This is a genomic window from Asticcacaulis aquihabitans (assembly GCF_032490435.1).
Classification (GTDB): domain Bacteria; phylum Pseudomonadota; class Alphaproteobacteria; order Caulobacterales; family Caulobacteraceae; genus Asticcacaulis.
In genome coordinates, this window is the sequence record NZ_JAVGWM010000001.1 from 1,202,987 (window position 1) to 1,219,851 (window position 16,865).

Sequence of the window (16,865 nt, forward strand, 5' to 3'; positions counted from 1 at the left end):
CCTGAACTTATTGTGTGCTGAAGCGGTAGATCAGCGTGTTGGAATAGGTCTCGCCCGGCCGCAGAATCGCGGAGCCGAAATCCGGCTGGTTCGGCGTATCGGGGAATATCTGCGGCTCAAGCACGAACGCATCGCCTTCGCGGTAAATGTGACCCGACTTGCCTGACGACGTGCCATCGAGGAAATTACCGGAATAGAACTGTATACCCGGCTGGTCCGATAGCAATTCAAGCTTGCGACCGGATACGGCGTCTTCGACCACGGCCATCAGGCGCGGTGCCGCGGTACGGGTCCGGCTGGCGACCCAATTGTGATCGTAGCCGCGGCCAAAGACAATCTGCGGATCGGCGGCGTCACGCACACGGGCGCCAATGGCGGTCGGCTTGCGGAAATCGAAGACTGTCCCATCCACCTTGCGAATCTCACCCGTGGGAATGGCGCCCGCATCCGTGGGCAAATAGGCGTCAGCCAGCAGGGTCAATGTGTGCTCATTGATCGAGCGGCTACCCCCCTCGCCCGCCAGGTTCCAATAGGCGTGGTTGGTGATATTGACGATGGTCGGCTTGGTGGTCGTCGCGGTGTAACGGATGGTCAGTTCATTGTTTTCATTCAGTGAATAAATGGCATGTACGGTCATCTGCCCCGGATAACCCATATCGCCGTCCGGGCTGACATAGGTCATTTCGACGCTAGCCGCGTCGCCGTCCTGAACCTTCACGACGGTCCAGTTGACCTTGTCGAAGCCCTTTGTGCCGCCATGCAGGGAGTTGACGCCGTTATTGACCGGTGCAGCATAGGTCTTGCCGTCGATACTGTACTTGCCTGCGGCGATACGGTTGGCGAAGCGGCCGACGGTCGCGCCGAAATATTGCGGAGTGGAGACGTAGGTTTTGAGATCGCTATAGCCCAGGGCAATATCGGCCGCCTTGCCATTGCGGTCGGGCGTCATCAGTGCCTGAAGGCTGGCGCCATAGGTGATCACAGTCGCGGATGTCCCTTTGTGGTTGCTGAGCGTCACGGCTTCGACCGTCTGGCCATCCGTTAACCTGCCGAAAGTTGCCCGCTTGGCGTCCGCCGCAAAGGCCTGGCCCGAGCCTGCGGCCATAATCAGGGTCGCCGCTGCGCCGGCCAATGCCCATTGTCTTGTCATGCATTCCTCGCCGTTTTGCCGTCTTCGTCGCGGCCAACCCCTTCATTATCGGATTTATATGATAATTAAAAGCCAAAACTTGTCACCTCAATGCAAAAAGGCGCTCCGGACGAGTCCGGAGCGCCACAGGTTCAAGGACCGGGGATAACGGTCCTTTGGGGACATCAGTAGCTGTAGGCGAGACGCAGGATGAAGTTACGACCCGGCTCCATATAGTCCTTCTGATAGGACGGGTGCTTGCCCTTGGTCGTGTAGTAACGGTGGCCGTCAAGGATGTTCTGGGCATCGAAATCGACGCTCAGACCCGGGCGGAAGGTGTAACGCGTGTGCAGGTCCAGACTCTTGTTCGGCTGCACCCACTTGTCGACGGCGTTATCGCGCAGGTCCTCGATATAAGCACCTTGGTACTGGTACGCCAGTTTCGCTTCGAACCCGTACTTCTGGTAGGTCAGGCCCGCATTATAGTTCAGGTCCGGAGACTGGATGAACGGGATCGGCCGCCCGACACGATAGCTAAGGCCGGTTTCGGCCGAAGAATTCTGCGATGTCACGTTGAACTCGACGCCGAAGCCGTCAAACGGTGCAGGCAGACCTTCGAACGACTTGATGACATTCAGTTCGACGCCGGAGATGGTCGCCTTCTGACCATTTTGCGGCTGGGTATACTCAATCGTGCCTTCCTTGGTGTCGGCATTGACCGACGAACCATTGGTAAAGATGAAATCGTGGATAACCTTCTGGAAGTAGGTCAACGACACCATGCTCGATGCGTCGGGATAGTATTCGGCCGACAGATCGAGATTGAGCGACTGGGCCGGCTTGAGGTCGGGATTACCACGCTCGACCTTGACGATCTCGTGCGTTGCCGGATCACGGCTTATCGACACCCCTTGGCTGATATTGCCATATTCGGGACGCGAGAAACTGGTCCACAAGGCGCCGCGATAGACAAATTTGCTGTCCGGGCGCCACACGGCGGTGACCGACGGCAGAACATTGTCGTACGTCTTCTTGTAGGTCACGAAGCCGGATGTGCCGCCGTTGTCATCGTCCGAAGCCCATGAGGTGTTTTCAACCGCCGTGTGTTCCACCCGCACACCGGCCAGAACCTGAACATCGTTGAAGCGCATGTCCGCCAGGGCGTAGGCGGCGGTAACGGTTTCAGATCCGTGCTTGTCCGACTGATTCAGATCGGCTGCGGAGAAGGTGGTCGGATTACGGGCCATGGCGGCGGTAATCGCTTTTTCCACCGCTGCCCGGCTCATGATCGAACCGTAATAGTAGGTGCCGTGATCGATGCCCTGGACCTGACGCTCGACAAGGCCCGAAGACGCCAAAGTTGAGTTCTCCAGAGCCGTGCCATCGACATTGCCGTCCCATAGCGGCGTGGAATCGTACTTGCGCTCGGACTTGGCGTATTTGAAGCCCGCCTTGATGTGGTCAAAAACGCCGCCGAAATCATAGGTGGCGTCAACGCGCAATGCGGTGCGGGCGTCGGATTGCTTGTCCTTGTCATAGAAGGCGCCGTCGAAGGGCAGGAGATCGTCGCGATGATCGACATTGGCGGCATAGGCCGGCAATTGGGCCAGCGGGAAGCGCGGATCGGCGGACGACCACAGGATACCCGTGGAGGTGAACATCGGATCGGTGCTGCACTTGTCGCAATTGTAGCCGATGCCGAAATGGCCGTTATTGCCCTTTTCGCCATATGAATAGCTGAGGTCGTACTCAAGGGTCAGGGCGTCCTTGTGGGTAATGCCGCCGGCATTGACCGTCATCAGGTTGGATTCCTGATCCTGGGTCTCGAACGTCCGGGCGAACTGGAAGGCCTTAGGATCCCAGACGCCAGAGCGGCCATTCAACGACCAATATGAGGAACTACTCTTCATATCGGCGTCGGTGATGATACCGTCACCGTCGTAATCCTTGATCTGCGCCGTGGTGTAACCATAGATGTTGCCGCGCGCGCCGTGACCAATGATCATCTGTTCCGGCTGCTTGAGCGTCGTGTCGTCGATATTGACCTGCTGCAGACGGGCGGTCTTGCGGCTGCGCTCGTCCGTATAGTCATTGGTGCCGACGCGCTTCAGCTTGGAGAACTGCCCGCGCAGATAAAGCTGGGTGTCATCACCGTGGTAATCGACCGAGAAATTGCCGCCGTAACGCTCCTGCGAACCGCGACGATAGTCGAGGTCGATGCCCGGCAGGTACATCGACTTCTCGTCGATGGCTTCCTGAGAATCCTTACGCCAGTGGTAAGGTTCCCACTCACCGTCATTCTCAGTTTCTTCGTTATGGTAGTTGCTCTTGCCATAGTTGATTGACCCGAAAACGCCCCACTTCCCACCGTCGAAACGATGGGAGGCGTCGATCTGGATCTGAGAGTTGCCGTCCTTTTCACCCTGGGCCTGGGCGCGATCGTTTATGCCATAGCTGGCGAAGACGCGAACGACGTCCTTTTTGAAGTCGAAGGCATTCGGGGTCACGAAATTGACCGCGCCACCAATGGCGTCGCCATCCATGTCCGGCGTCAGCGTCTTGCTGACCGAAATGGCCTTCAGGCCGTTGGGCGGCAGGACCGTCATCGACATCCGGCGGCTGTCGGTATCGGTGAGGGCCACCCGAACGCCATTGATGGCATAGGTGTTGAAGGTGCCGCCGAAGCCGCGGATGGCGACATATTCGCCTTCGCCGGTTTCCTGGTTGACCACAACATTGACGCCGGGAACGCGCGCCAGGGCGTCGGCCACGTTGGCGTCCGGCAACTTGCCCAGATCATCCGACGAGATGACATTGGTAACGACGGTGGCCTTCTTCTGTTGGCCGATCGAGTTGGCGTTCGACAGGCGCTGGCCAGTGACCACAACCGTGGTGGTGTCTTCAGCCGGCGCCTGATCCTGAGCGAAGGCAGCCAGCGGCAGGGCAATCACAAGGGCGCCGAAGCTGACGCCGAGAAGAGCACGCGAGCGCGCGCCGGCACGAAGCCGTGACGTAAGAGGATGGAATGACATGGGTGTTCTCCAGATGTGTCCATATGCTGTTTTTGCGATGCTTCTTTTTGACTGCGCACCCGATCCGTCCCTGCCCCCGATTGGTCCGAGGTAGACGCACGGTGGCGCACCTTCTGACACAAGACAGAATTCGATATGGACAGGTTACGCCCAGTTAATGATTATTAGTAAGAAGCAGTTGCTTAATGTCGCAAAATAAATCTGGTGTAAACCAGTTTAATTCAATTGATTAATTTTATATTCTTTTTAGCATAATGTAAAAAAAATGTCACATATGTATGGTTTTATGTCTGTCCCAAGGTATAACTGACGGCAACGCGTACGCGCGAAGACAGCAACCTTCGCGTCAAATACGCCTCATTTCAAATTGTGCTTGAAAGAGCGAAGGTTAGTTGCCGACGCGAATGTCTACGCTGATCTTAAGTGCGTCGTGGCGCCAATATTCCAGGTCGTATTCAACAACGCGCCCCTGCGCGTCATAACTGATGCGCTTGACCAACAAGCCCGGCAAGCCCGATTTGAGGCGCAACGCCACCGCCTCATCCTGAGTCAGCGCACACGGCGCCATGTCTATGCGATTGCGCACAACGGCTATACTGTAGTGACTGCGTAGCACCTGGGTGAGAGACTGGCTAAGGTCGTGCTCAAGCAATGACGGCGTCAAACGCGGGTCGACATGAATGGTTTCAACCAGAACAGCGCGGTCATCGATATAGCGACGGCGGCGGATTTCATACAGCGGCGCGCCGCTGTCGACGCCGAACACCGCCGCCAGCTCAGCCGTTGCAGCAATCGTCCGCGCGTCCAGCAATTCGGTCTTCGGGGTACGTCCCTGCGCTGCGACATAGGACATAAAGCCCTCCCATCGCGTGGGATCGTACACGATCGGCGGCGGTGACACATACCACCCGCTGCGTTCCTTGCGATAGATCAGCCCTTCGGCCTCCAGCTGGAACAAGGCCGCCCGAATCGTGCCGCGCGCCGCGCCCGTGCCTGTTTGAAGCTGGCGCTCGGACGGCAGACACGCCCCTTCGGCCAGGCTGCCATTGTGAATATGGGCGGCAATACTGTCGCGGACGCCCAGATAGTGCCGCGAATCCACGGCATCGGGCAGATCCATCCACCAGTCGGGCCGATCGAGCGGTTTTTTGGCAGTCATAACGGGCACGCGAATATAATGGACGACCTGCGACTGAAAGCCGATTCGGCCATCCCGCGTCCAGCACGGAATTGATTTTACCGGTCAGGCCACGCCGGCGCCCACTACCGCGTCCGTCCCAACCATCAGCCTGCGGATCATCGGTTCATAGGTCGCAAAGCCTGGCATTTCAACGCCAACCACCTTGCCCAACTCGTCATAGGCCCGCAATTTCATCGCCGCGTCATGATCCGGATCGGCCAGGAAAGCGGCTATTTCTGCCTCGCTCATCATTCCGCCCTGCAAAATGAAACTTTGCAGCGATGCGTCGCTCAGCCCTTCCAGATACTCCGGATTTGCGGTGGCGAGGTAGCGCTTGGCCGAGACATGCAAGGCGATCGGCCGCGTAACGGACGGCGGCAAGATACGGGCTAGATAACCAGAACCAATGCGCTCATGACGCGTATCTATGCCGCGGTCGGCGGCGTCCTCACCGAATTTGTGCAGCAAATGGCCAATGTCGTGCAACAGGGCGGCCACCACAAGTGCTTCCTCGGCGCCGTCGGCCTGAGCATGCCAGGCGCATTGTTCGGCGTGCTCACGCTGACTGACATGCTCACCGTAGTGATCGTCGCCGCGCGTGGCATAAAGTGTCAATATATCCGCAACGGCATCGGATGACTCCGGGGCTTGAGACAGGAAGGATGAAGACGTCGTATTCATAAGCGATTCCAGCGGTGACTTATTAGGGTAGGGAATTTATCTGGTCTATACCAGATCATCTATATCGCTACAAACTAATTTCGAGGCCATTACCGATTTTCTGTCCCTTGAAATTGTCATGAAAATTTAAAACTACGCCTGAAAATTCTGGTCTATACCAGAAGGGATTTTGTCTCGATAAGGCTCCGTCATGACCCGAATCCCCGTTGAAACCAATCGCCGCCGCTTGCTGCAAATGGCCGGCGCGGGATTGGGCGCCGCCGCCCTGGCCTCACTGGAAAAGGCGATGGCGACCCCCGCCAACAACACCAAGGGCACTATCGAAGATGTCGAACACATCGTCATCTTCATGCAGGAAAACCGAGCCTTCGACCACTATTTCGGCACCTTCGCCGGAGTGCGTGGCCAAGGGGATCCCCGTCCTTTGCGGTTGCGCAATGGTCACAGTGTCTGGCGCCAGCCAAGCGACCAGCATGCCGATGGCTACGTCATGCCCTACTGGGCAGATTCCAAGACAGCCAATGCCTATGTCGTCGATGGCGCGGACCAAGGCCACGACGCGGCGACCCTGATCGTCAACGGCGGCCATTACGATCAATGGGGTTTATCCAAGCAGTTGCAGAACCGCATGACCTATTACAAGGCATCCGACCTGCCCTACTACCACGCGCTGGCGGCCAACTTCACCATCTGCGACGCCTACCACTGCTCCACCCTGACCCAGACCTATCCCAACCGCCTGCATCTGTGGACCGGATGCAATGGCGCGGGCCGTGTCGGCGGCGAACCGGTGCTGAGCAATTACGGCGAGGACGAAACGCCCTCAGCCGACATGGCCGAAGACCGCCCCATCACAGCCTACACCTGGACCACCTATGCCGAGCGGCTGGAAAAGGCCGGGATCGATTGGAAGGTCTATCAGGAATACGACAATTTCGGCGACAACATCCTGTCGGTCTTCAAGCCTTTCCGCCCCTGCGACAAGGAATCGAGCCTGTATCGGCGCGGCCGATCATGGGTATCCGAGCACAAGACCGGCGCCGACCGCACGCGCTCCGACGGCCAGCAACTGGTTGAGGCTTTCCGCGCCGATATCGCCGCCGGCAAGTTGCCGCAGGTATCTTGGATCGTCACCGCCGCCGCCCTGTCCGAACACCCAACCTATACGCCGGCCGAAGGCGAAAATGTCTGCGCCAAGCTGATCGAGGCCCTGACCGATCACCCGGAGGTTTTCGCCAGGACCGTCTTCATCATCAACTATGACGAAGCCGGTGGCCTGTACGACCATATGCTGCCGCCCATGCCGCCCGCTGACGAGACGCAAGGCTTCAGCGGCGTCAGTGTCGCGGGCGAGTTCAAGGACTATGGCCACGATCCCCATAACCCCAATTCCGGCCTGCAACCGCTCGGTCTGGGCATCCGCATCCCGGCCATGGTGGTATCGCCGTGGAGCCGCGGCGGTTTCGTCTGCTCCGAGACCTTCGACCATGTTTCGACGATCAAGTTCATTGAAAAGCGTTTTGGCGTCATGGAACCGAATATCAGCGACTGGCGTCGCGCCGTCAGCGGCGATCTGACCTCGGCCTTCGATTTCAAAACGCCCAATCGCGACCTGTCGCAACTGCGCCTGCCCTCGACCGACGACTACAAGGCGCGTCTGGCCCATGCCGCCGCGCAACCGTCGCTAAAAATTCCGGCGGTCCAGGCACCGGGCGGCCAGCCGGCCGAACAACGTCCCGCCCGCCCCCTGCCCTATGCCCTGACGGCCAACGGCCGTCAGGTCGGCGGCGACTTTTTCATCGACCTGGCCAATACGGGCTCCAAGGCAGCCGTCTTCACCATCCATGATTACGGTCCCTATGCCGTCGCGGGGCCATGGCGCTACACGCTCGATGCCGGCCAAAGCCATACTGCCGGTCACTGGAACCATCCCGACCGCCACGTCTATGATCTGGCCGTTCATGGCCCGAACGGCTTCTACCGTCATTTCGCCGGCCGCATGGAACGCCATGACAAGATCGTTCCCGATCCCGTCAGCGTTCAGGTCAGCGAGGTGGCGAAGACCGGCGAACTGGTCCTGGTCCTGCAAAACACCGGCGAAGCGCCCCTGACCGTGACCCTTAATGTCGATCCGCGCTACGGCGCCGGGTCGCGCACCGTGGACCTGGCCGGCCGCGCCATCCAGACCCTCCGATTGGACCTCGGCGCCAGCGACCACTGGTACGACCTGACCCTGACCGTCGGCGGTGACACTGCCTGGTCGCGCCGCTACGCCGGTCATATCGAAACGGGCCGCGCCAGCCGAACCGATCCCGGCATCGGGCAGATGGTCGTATAGCCATGACCAGCACCTATGACGTGGCCGTGGTCGGCGGCGGTATCGTCGGCCTGGCCCATGCCTATGCCGCCGCGAAAGCCGGCCTCACGGTTGCCCTATTCGAACGCCAAGCGCGCGCGACGGGCGCCTCTATCCGCAATTTCGGCTTTGTCACGGTGACGGGACAGCAGCGCGGCGCCTTCCATCAACTGGCCCAGCGCAGCCGCGACATTTGGCAGGAGGTCGCCGGTCCGGCCGGGATCGCCATCGAACATCGCGGCCTCTATGTCGCCGCGCGCTATGCGGAATCGGAAGCCGTGCTGCGCGCCTTTCTCGAAACGGAGATGGGCGAAGGATGCGAATTGTTGCGCCCGCAGGACGCGCCCTTCCTGGCCGAAGGGCAACGCGTCGTCCTGCATTCCCCCCACGACCTGCGCGTCGAATCCCGCACCGCCATTCCACTGTTGAGCCAATACCTGTCTGCCTTGGGCGTTGCCCGGTTTTACGGCACAGCGGTGACGGGCGTCGAACAAGGACGCCTGACCACCTCACAGGGTGAGTTTCGCGCCGAACGCATCATCGTCTGCCCGGGTGACGACCTGTCCGGCCTGTTCGCTGACCGCATCCGCGCGCACAACGTCTCCCGCTGCCAGTTGCAGATGCTGCGGCTGGAGGATCCCGGCCTAAGGCTGCCCGGCGCGGTTATGTCCGACCTCAGTCTGGTCCGCTATCTCGGCTATTCGGACCTGCCCGAAGCCCGGGCGCTCACTGAGCGCCTGCGCGAAACCCATGCCGAACACATCGCCCATGGCGTGCACCTGATCGTGGTTCAAAGCGCCGACGGATCCATCGTCGTCGGCGACAGCCACCATTATGACGACGCGCCAGAACCCTTCGCCACCACGGCGGTGGACGATCTCATCCTGGATGAATACCGCGCCGTCCTGGGGGCGCCGCCGCCAACGCTCGAACGCTGGACCGGTACCTATGCCGTGGCCCCGGACCGCCTTTACCTCATCGACGCACCCCTGCCGGACGTCCGCCTGTGCGTTGTCACCTGCGGCGCCGGCGCCTCGACCGCCTTCGCCATAGCCGAACACACTTTCAACAGCTTCTGAGGACCCCATGCCCCCATCCCCTATCAAGGCCTTCGTATTCGACTGGGCCGGCACTATGGTCGACCACGGCAGCCTCGCGCCCGTACGGGCGCTTCAGGCCCTGTTTGCCCGTGAGGGGTTCACCCTTGGCGAAGCCGAAGCCCGCGCCGACATGGGCATGGCCAAGCGCGCCCACATCGCCGCCATCCTCAATCGTGACCCTATGCGTACCATCTGGCGCGACACACACGGCAGCGACGCCGGGGACGCGGACCTGGACCGGCTCCTGTCTGACCTCGCGCCAGACATGATCGACGCCGCGGCCGCCACCGCCGACCTTATTCCTGGCGCCGCCGACCTGGTTGCCCACCTGCGCGATCGCGGCGCGCGCATCGGCTCCGGCACGGGCTATAGCCGTGAGATGATGCAGGCCATACTGCCACGCGCCGCCGCGCAGGGCTATGCGCCCGATCTGGTTGTCTGTGCCGGTGAGACGCCGGAGGGTCGTCCCTCCCCGCTCATGACATGGAAGGCCCTCGTCGAACTCGGCGCCTGGCCGGCGCGCGCCTGCGTAAAGGTCGATGATGCGGTGGTCGGCATACAGGAAGGCCGCGAAGCCGGCGTCTGGACCATCGGCGTTGCGGCCAGCGGCAATGGCACCGGTCTCGACCTCCCGTCCTATACCGCGCTGTCACCAATGCTTCGCAATGCGCGTGTATCGCAGGCCCGCGACGGTCTGCTGGCGGCGGGGGCGGACTACGTTGTGGACAGCGTTGCAGACATTGCCGCCCTGCTGCCTGAGCTGGAGGCCCGCATAACCGCCGGCCAGCGCCCCGGCGCCACACGGACCTGAAGGAAAAACCGAATATGACCGCCGCATTGTCTCCGTTTCAACGCTGGCTGGCCAAGGCGCCCACGCCGGTTTTCGCCCTTTACGGCGGGCTCATGGCGTTCGGCGCCTATTTCGCCATGTACGCCTACCGCAAGCCGTTCGCCGTCGCCAGCTACGCCGATATCGCCGCCCTGGGGTTCGGCATCGTGGTCGACTACAAGATCGCCCTGGTCATCTTTCAGGTCTTCGGTTACGCCCTATCCAAGGTGATCGGCGTCAAGGTGGTGTCGGAATTGCCTCCGCGGTGGCGCGCCCTGGCCATAGTCCTTCTGATCGGGTTCGCTGAACTGACCCTGGTCGCTTTCGCCGCCGTCCCCGCGCCGTGGAATATCGCCTGCCTTTTTTTCAACGGCTTGTCGCTGGGCTTGATCTGGGGTCTGGTGTTCGGATTTCTCGAAGGCCGCCGTGCTTCCGAAATCCTGGGCTCGATCCTGTGCGCCAGTTTCATCGTCTCGTCCGGCGTGGTGAAGTCGGTCGGTAAATGGGTCATGCTGCAAGGCTGGGCGACCGAATTCTGGATGCCCGCCGTCACCGGTCTTATCTTCGCGCCCCTGCTGCTTATCTGCGTCCTGGGCCTTGCCCAAATGCCCCCGCCCAGCGCCGAAGACGAAGCCGCCCGTACCGCCCGTGTGCCCATGAACCGGGCCGCCCGCCATGCCGTCTTTTCCGCCTTCGCGCCCGGCCTGATCGCCTTGATCGTTCTCTATGTCGGCCTGACCGCCCTGCGCGACTTCCGCGACAATTTCGCGGCCGAAATCTGGACGGACCTCGGCTTCAAGGACAGCGCATCCATCTTCACCGTCTCGGAATTGCCAGTCGGTGCGGCGGTCCTGGTCGCCATGGCCCTCCTCACCATCTTCCGCGACAACCGGATCGCCTTCATGGCCAACCTGGCCATGGTCGGCCTGGGCCTTCTCTTGGCGGCGGGCGCCACCTTCGCCTTCCAGCAAGGCCTGACCGGGCCGGTCTGGTGGATGATCCTGCTCGGCGGCGGTCTCTATCTCGCCTATACGCCGTTCAACGCGCTTCTTTTCGACCGCTTTATCGCCGCCAGCCGCATGGCCGGAACTGCGGGCTTTCTCATCTACGTCGCCGACGCCAGCGGCTATCTCGGCTCCGTCGCCCTGTTGCTGTTCAAGAATTTCAGCGGCGTCGTCCTGCCGTGGACGCAGTTTCTCGCTGCCGCCGCCTATGGCACGGCCGGTCTTGGCCTGCTCCTGCTGGCCTACAGCGCCGTCTACTTCTCCCGCCGCCTGCGCAACTGATCGTCCCGCCCGCGGCAAAAGATACCGGAGTGTCCATGCCCTACCGTCTCTGCCTGGCCCTGCTTGCCCTTACAACGGCAGGCGCAACGAACGCGGCCATGACTGAAACCCGCACCTGGCAGGCCGGCGATCACCACGTCCACAGCCGCTATTCCGGACGGTTCAAGGACGGAAAATACGTCCTGGGCACGGATGGCATCTACCCCATGGTGCGCAATGCCGAGGAAGCGCGCCGCTACGGCCTGAGCTGGATGGTCGCCGTCGATCACGGCGGCCCAGGCCTGTCGGTTCAACGCGCCGAACAAGCCTATCCGGAACTGCTGGCGGCGCGACGGGACGTCCCCGAAGTCATTCAATTCTACGGCATGGAGCTGGACACGCCCGGCGGCGATCATTCCAGCCTGATCATGCCGCTGGACAGTGGCGAACGCGATGGCCTGCGCCACTTTGAAAGTGCCTACGCCAAGGACGAGGTCGAAGATCCCGCCCGCGACACCACGGCGAAAATGCTGCAAATGCTGCGCGAAATGACCGTGATGACGGACCGGCCTGTGATCATCGCCAACCATCCCTCGCGCTCCGCCCTGGGTGTGCGCGACTACCACGGCCACACCCCGGCCGAGTTACGCGCCTGGAACGATACGGCGCCCGATATCGCCGTCGGCATGGAAGGCGCGCCGGGCCATCAGGGCGCTTCCTTGAAGCCGGGTGTCATGCCCCAGACCCTGCGGGCCCGCGGCTACTATGAAAAATCCCCGACCTTCGGCGGCTTTGACGCCATGACGGCAACGGTTGGCGGCGTGTGGGACAGCTTGCTCGGCGAAGGGCGGCATTTCTGGATCACAGCGTCGTCGGATTCGCACCGCAACATCGCCGATGGCGGCGAAGATTTTTGGCCCGGCCAGTATGCCAAAACCTACGTCCTGGCGCGACATACGCCTGAAGATATCCTCGACGGCCTGCGCAAGGGCCGCGTCTTCGTCACCACCGGAGATCTGGTCAGCGAACTGGACATGGATGTGGCGGGCGCCTCTATCGGCGGCACAGCGCACGTCAAGTCAGGCCACACCGTGACGATCAAGATCCGCCTGCGCGATCCCGCTGGCGCCAATGCCCATGGCGATCATCCGGCGGTGAAGCGCATCGACCTGATCATGGGCAACGTAACGGGCAAAGCCGCGCCCGATGCCGACACGCAGCCCTCCGCCCGCGTCGTTAAGCGCTTCACCGCCGCCGACTGGACCCGCGACGGCGAAATCATCACCTTGAGCTACCGCTTTACAGCCGACAAACCCGCCTATATCCGCCTGCGCGGCACCTCGACAGATGAAGCGGAGCCCTTGCCGGACCCGGTCGGCGAAAACCCGTGGCCCGACCTGTGGGTCTATTCCAACCCGGTATTTATCGAACTGAAATAGACGGTCAGCCGGCGGATCGCCTCTTCGATTTCCGGCGTCGAAACGGCGAAGCTGAGCCGAATGAAGCGGTGCCCATCGACGGGATCGAAATCGACCCCCGGCGCGGTGGCCACACCGGTTTCCAGTAACAGGGTCTTGCAGAAGGCCAGGCTGTCCTCAGTCAGGTGCGCGATGCTAGCATAGATGTAGAAGGCGCCGTCAGGCGGCGCGATGGTCGTCAGCCCAAAGGCAGGTAAGGCGGCCAGCAAAAGCGCGCGGTTACGGCGGTAGACCGCGACATGGCCATCCAGTTCATCGCGGCTGTCCAGGGCTTTCAGACCCGCGTGCTGGCTCAGAGACGGCGCCGTCAAGAACAGGTTGCCGGCAAAGGCGCGGGCGCGATGGACATGACTTTCCGGCACCAGCAACCAGCCGAGCCGCCACCCCACCATACTGAAATATTTCGAGAAACTGTTGACGACCAGGGCGTCCGGCGCAAATTCGAGCATGGACCGGGCGGGTGCGACATAGCTTAGGCCATGATAGATTTCGTCGGAGACGATGCGGATATGACGCTCGCGGCAAACCTGCGCGATGGCAGCCAGTTCTTCGGGTTCGATGAGGGTGCCGGTCGGGTTGGCCGGACTGGCGATGATTACGCCATCCGGTGCGGGATCGAGCGCCGCCAGCGCTTCGGCGGTCAGTTGAAACCGCATGGCGCTGTCACAGGCGATTTCCACCGGCTCCAGGCTCAGGGCTTTCAGCGTATTTCGGTAAGCGACATAGCCCGGCCGCGCCAGGGCGATGCGCTGCCCCGGCGAAAAGCTGGAGATCAGCGCCAGCAGCAGCGCGGGCGACGCGCCACAGGTCAGGATAAACTGCTCGGGCGCGGCGACGACGCCATAGCTGTCGAGGTAATGCCTCGCCAAACGCTGTTTCAGCTCCGGGCTTTCCCAATAGCCCAGGCCGTCGCTGTCGAGCACGCGATGCGCCTCGGCGATGGCGGCCTGCGGCGCGCCGGTCGACGGCTGGCCGAACTCCATATGGATGATCGAACGCCCCTCGGCTTTCAGGCTGTGCGCCAGCCGGCTGATATCGATGGCGTGAAAGGGAGCGATGTCACTGTGCATCCCGCCTGATTAGGCCAGACGCGAGCCGGCCTCCAGCGAAAAATGAACCGGCGCAACCGCTCACCCTTCGCTGTCAGATATGAATAGCGTGCCCCAGCGCCTTCAACGACGCCTCATGGAAGGCCTCACCGAGTGTCGGGTGGGCATGGATAATGCCCGCAACGTCTTCGAGGACCAGTCCCGTTTCGATAGCCATGGTGAAGGTCGAGACCAGTTCCGAAATATGGCGTCCGACCGCCTGAACCCCCAGGATGCGGTGTGTGTCGGCCCGGGCGATGACGCGCACAAATCCGCCCTCCTCACCGGCATCCATCGACAGCGCACGGCCATTGGCGGCAAAGAGGAACACACCCGTCACGGTATCGGGCGTATCCGGCCCGGCACCGACACTTACGATTTCCGGTTCAGTAAAGCAGACAGCGGGAACGGCAACCGGATCAAAGCGGCGGCGTTTTCCCGCGATGATTTCGGCGACCATTTCGCCCTGGGCCGACGCCTTGTGCGCCAGCATGGGTTCGCCGACGAGATCGCCTATGGCCCAGACATTGTGGCTGGAAGTCGCGCAGCGGTCATCTACCCGAACGAACCGGCCGTCCATGGCCACGGCCATCTCTTCCAGTCCCCAACCCGTGATCGCCGGTCTGCGCCCGACCGTGACTAGAATCTGGTCGGCCGGGAGAATCAGGCGCTCACCCGCTTTGGTCTCAATCGCCAGTCCCTCGCCTTCCGCTCCCAGGGCCTTGGCTTCGAGATGCAGGGTCACGCCATGCGCATTCAACCACTTACGCACCGGCTCAACCAGCTTGGCGTCATAGAGCGGCAGGATGCGGTCCATCGCTTCGACCACCGTCACCTGCGCGCCCATCTTGGCATAGGCGATCCCCAATTCCAGGCCGATATAGCCCGCACCAACCACCACCAGCCGCGCCGGCACCTCGGTCAGGGCCAGCGCTTCGGTCGAGGAGATGACCTTGCCCCCGAACGGCAGGAACGGTAGTTCGACCGGCACGGAACCGGTGGCCAGAATGACATGATCCGCCTCGATGACGATCTCGCCATCCGCCGTCGTGACGTGACAGGTGCGCGCGTTGGAAAATCGTCCGTACCCGGAAATCACCCGCACCTTGGCCCGCTTCAGCAAGGCAGCGACGCCGCCGTTAAGGCGATCGACAATGCCATCCTTCCAGCGCACGGTCTCGGCCATGTTCAGTTCGGGGGCCGATTTAAGCCGGATGCCGTACGCCCCAACCGATGCGGCCTGCGTCATCGTCTCATAGGTGGCGGCGGCATGGATCATCGCCTTTGACGGTATGCACCCGCGGATCAGGCAGGTGCCGCCCAGGCGATCCGCTTCGACAAGGACCGTATCTAGACCCAGCTGACCGCAGCGGATGGCGGCAACATAGCCGCCGGGACCGCCGCCGAGGACAAGAACCCCGACCTTTTGCGTGTCACTCATGACCGCTCCCCGGACGCGAATGGCGTCACAAACAACAGGGCTGGCCGCTCGATCAGGCGTTTCAGGCGCTGGACATAGCTTGCCGCCATATGGCCATCGACAATGCGATGGTCAAAGGAGCTGGACAGGTTCATCAGGGTGCGGATGACGATCTGGCCATTGCGCACCACCGGCCGGTCAACCAGCTTGTTCGGCCCGATGATGGCGACTTCGGGGGCGTTGATGACAGGCGTCGCGGCAATGCCACCAAGCGTGCCCAGGCTGGTCAGGGTTATGGTCGAACCGGACAGCTCCTCACGTGTGGCGGTGCCATCGCGGGCCGCCGCCGTCACGCGCGCCACTTCGCGGGCGCAGTCCCATACGCTCAGCGCTTCAACGTGGCGGACGACGGGCACCATCAGGCCGCCGGGCGTTTGCGTGGCGATGCCGATATGAACGCCGTCATAGCTGTGCAACACGCCCGCCACATCGTCATAGCGCGCGTTGAGGGTCGGGAACTCCGGCTGCAATACGGCCATGGCGCGCATGAAGAAGGGCAGCAGGGTCAGCTTGGGCTGGGCGGGGTCCGTGCGGTCGTCATTGAGGTCGCGGCGCAGCGCTTCCAGTTCGGTCAGGTCGAATTCCTCGACATAGGAAAAATGCGGAATGCGGCGTTTCGCCTCCTGCATCTTTTCGGCGATCTTGCGCCTCAGGCCAATAATCTTCGTTTCCGTGACGCCGGTGCGCCGAGTCTGGGCCCGGTCGGACGGGCGCGCGCCGCCATGGGCAATGTAGGCCTCCAGGTCTTCAGACGTTATACGCCCGCCGGGACCGGTGCCCGGCACATATTGCAGCGGAATGCCCAGTTCGTGGGCGCGGTGGCGCGTTGCCGGCGCAGCCAAAGGCGCCTCGCCTTCGGGGCGCGTCGTAAAGGCCGGCGGGCTTGCCTGGGTTTGCGCCTGTGACGGGGGGGCCACAGGAGCCGCCGAAGGCGCAGGGGGTTGGGTGGGTTTCGGGTCTGGTTGAGCGGCGATGGGTGCGGCCGACTGAGCATTGCCAGCGCCTTCAACCTCGATTTCAACCAGGACCGAACCGACGGCCACGACTCCGCCCGGTTCACCGAAAGTCGCCTTCACAACGCCCGACACCGGCGAGGTCATATCGACCGTCGCCTTATCGGTCATGACGTCGCACAGGGCGGCATCTTCGGCGATAGCATCACCCGGCTTGACGTGCCAGGCGGCGATTTCCGCCTCGGCTATACCTTCGCCAATGTCGGGCATGTGGAATTGAAACAGTCCCATATC

The 16,865-nt window shown here is 61.8% G+C and carries 12 protein-coding genes; 5 read left to right on the plus strand and 7 right to left on the minus strand.

What is annotated here, in order from left to right:
- Positions 1-7 precede the first annotated feature (7 nt).
- The 4 genes from RCJ00_RS05710 to RCJ00_RS05725 form a co-directional block, all read right to left on the minus strand.
- Positions 8-1,150 carry an aldose epimerase family protein gene (locus tag RCJ00_RS05710; RefSeq protein WP_316220795.1) on the minus strand — a complete coding sequence of 381 codons (1,143 nt, stop codon included), beginning with the start codon at positions 1,148-1,150 and terminating at the stop codon, positions 8-10.
- A gap of 164 nt (positions 1,151-1,314) precedes the next feature.
- Positions 1,315-4,161 (minus strand): TonB-dependent receptor, encoded by a 2,847-nt coding sequence (locus RCJ00_RS05715; protein WP_316220797.1) that lies wholly within the window; start codon positions 4,159-4,161, stop codon positions 1,315-1,317.
- Between the two features lie 388 nt (positions 4,162-4,549).
- Positions 4,550-5,320, minus strand: a complete 771-nt coding sequence (locus RCJ00_RS05720; protein ID WP_316220798.1) for a UTRA domain-containing protein — start codon at positions 5,318-5,320, stop codon at positions 4,550-4,552.
- Between the two features lie 84 nt (positions 5,321-5,404).
- Positions 5,405-6,022, minus strand: coding sequence for an HD domain-containing protein (locus tag RCJ00_RS05725; protein ID WP_316220800.1), 618 nt, complete (start codon positions 6,020-6,022; stop codon positions 5,405-5,407).
- A 190-nt stretch (positions 6,023-6,212) separates the two neighbouring features.
- Here RCJ00_RS05725 and RCJ00_RS05730 point away from each other — a divergent pair, with 190 nt between their 5' ends.
- From RCJ00_RS05730 to RCJ00_RS05750, 5 genes are read left to right on the plus strand one after another with little or no spacing between them, the layout of a single operon-like run.
- A complete protein-coding gene (locus tag RCJ00_RS05730; RefSeq protein WP_316220801.1) occupies positions 6,213-8,360 on the plus strand; it encodes a phosphocholine-specific phospholipase C in 2,148 nt (715 codons plus the stop codon).
- 2 nt (positions 8,361-8,362) lie between these two features.
- Positions 8,363-9,457 carry a TIGR03364 family FAD-dependent oxidoreductase gene (locus RCJ00_RS05735; RefSeq protein WP_316220803.1) on the plus strand — a complete coding sequence of 365 codons (1,095 nt, stop codon included), beginning with the start codon at positions 8,363-8,365 and terminating at the stop codon, positions 9,455-9,457.
- A 7-nt stretch (positions 9,458-9,464) separates the two neighbouring features.
- Positions 9,465-10,289 (plus strand): phosphonoacetaldehyde hydrolase, encoded by an 825-nt coding sequence (phnX, locus tag RCJ00_RS05740; RefSeq protein ID WP_316220804.1) that lies wholly within the window; start codon positions 9,465-9,467, stop codon positions 10,287-10,289.
- 14 nt (positions 10,290-10,303) lie between these two features.
- Positions 10,304-11,593: a DUF5690 family protein gene (locus tag RCJ00_RS05745; RefSeq protein WP_316220805.1), complete on the plus strand. Its 1,290-nt coding sequence runs from the start codon at positions 10,304-10,306 to the stop codon at positions 11,591-11,593.
- 35 nt (positions 11,594-11,628) lie between these two features.
- Positions 11,629-13,011 (plus strand): phosphoesterase, encoded by a 1,383-nt coding sequence (locus RCJ00_RS05750; RefSeq protein ID WP_316220806.1) that lies wholly within the window; start codon positions 11,629-11,631, stop codon positions 13,009-13,011.
- Here RCJ00_RS05750 and RCJ00_RS05755 read toward each other — a convergent pair.
- The 3 genes from RCJ00_RS05755 to RCJ00_RS05765 form a co-directional block, all read right to left on the minus strand.
- Entirely contained in the window at positions 12,978-14,120 is a 1,143-nt protein-coding gene (locus RCJ00_RS05755; protein ID WP_316220807.1) for an aminotransferase class I/II-fold pyridoxal phosphate-dependent enzyme, read from the minus strand. The two genes, RCJ00_RS05750 and RCJ00_RS05755, sit on opposite strands and share 34 nt — an antisense overlap.
- Positions 14,121-14,193: 73 nt before the next feature.
- Positions 14,194-15,579, minus strand: coding sequence for a dihydrolipoyl dehydrogenase (gene lpdA / locus RCJ00_RS05760; RefSeq protein WP_316220808.1), 1,386 nt, complete (start codon positions 15,577-15,579; stop codon positions 14,194-14,196).
- Positions 15,576-16,862, minus strand: coding sequence for a dihydrolipoamide acetyltransferase family protein (locus RCJ00_RS05765; RefSeq protein WP_316220810.1), 1,287 nt, complete (start codon positions 16,860-16,862; stop codon positions 15,576-15,578). The genes lpdA and RCJ00_RS05765 overlap by 4 nt, the downstream gene beginning before the upstream one ends.
- Positions 16,863-16,865: the final 3 nt, after the last annotated feature.